Origin of the sequence: Rhodanobacter spathiphylli B39 (assembly GCF_000264295.1) — a bacterium.
Lineage (GTDB): Bacteria > Pseudomonadota > Gammaproteobacteria > Xanthomonadales > Rhodanobacteraceae > Rhodanobacter > Rhodanobacter spathiphylli.
In genome coordinates this window covers 1-1,115 of sequence record NZ_AJXT01000074.1, presented here as the reverse complement: position 1 = coordinate 1,115, position 1,115 = coordinate 1, and the positions used below count along the sequence as shown (strand labels likewise).

At 56.5% G+C, this 1,115-nt stretch carries 1 protein-coding gene; it reads right to left on the bottom strand.

The window, feature by feature from the left end; translation table 11 throughout:
• Positions 1-222 precede the first annotated feature (222 nt).
• A complete protein-coding gene (locus UU7_RS17820; RefSeq protein WP_083846026.1) occupies positions 223-822 on the bottom strand; it encodes a MalM family protein in 600 nt (199 codons plus the stop codon).
• Positions 823-1,115 lie beyond the last annotated feature (293 nt).

Below are 1,115 nucleotides of genomic sequence, written 5' to 3'. Positions count from 1 at the left end.
GCCTCCGTCCCCTTTGATTCCCATCCACAGAGGTAATGAACGAGTAGTGTCCTTCCCTATGCGCGAATGTATCTATAGGGTCTGAAAGTGCGACCAAGTGCGCCATATGAGCAAGATCTGCGCTTGCGGGCACGAACCGACGCACGTTGGCGGAACAGGCTGCCAGTACTACCAATAGCGAGCAAAGTAGATACTTCATCGCTGTCCCCGATACCTGTGCCTTTATGGACCGGCGTAGCGAATATCGAAGTGACCGGCAGGGTACGCCCGCACGTTCAATCGCATGAGGCTACCTCCGATGCCGACTATGTTGATCCGTTCGACAGACGCGTCCGGCCGTGAGTTGTCGGAGGCCACAAGCGCGTAGGTAGCGTTAGGACTGGGCACAGTCACGTCCAGGGTTACCGAGAGTGGCGTGAATCCGTGTGCACTTTCCACCGAATATTCGTATCCATCCGGCAACGGTTCGATTACCTGCCCGGCCTTTGTCAGAACCCGAACCACGGGAACCGCGATGCGCTTATCGAAGCCTAGGCAAGCACAGTAGGAGATTAATTTTAGATGGAGCGTGCCGTTAACTTGGGGAAGCCGATACAGCCGATAATAGGAACTACCTTGCGCCAGCTTCACCGCCGGTGCGCCTGGACCCAGCTCGCCTTTGACGGGCTGCATGCCAAGCAGGGGCGCATCACTTCTGAGCTTTACCGCCGCTAGTGGAACTGGATTAGCCTCTACCAAATTGCCCATAACATCCGGGGTACTGGGCACCGCGGCGCACCCGGAAAGGAAAAATAGAGCGAGAAAAGCCCACCTGATCTTCATGTGCGTATCCTTATTTACACACCGTTGAAACCATCAAGCCAAAGATACAGCCACGCTCAGCCGTGCTGCGCTTCAACAGCCACCCAACGTAGCTGTAGAAAAACTCCCTCGCAGCCTATCATTCGCGATGCCCGCAAAAAAGGCGGGAAACGAGGCGAAGCGACGATGGCGCGATACCGGCACTACGACCCCGATCAGACCAAGATGATCCCGGTGAGCTACGGGCGGCAGTTGCTGCCGGGCACCTTCGAACATGCGCTGAGCTACCTGATCGACAACGAGATCGACCTGGG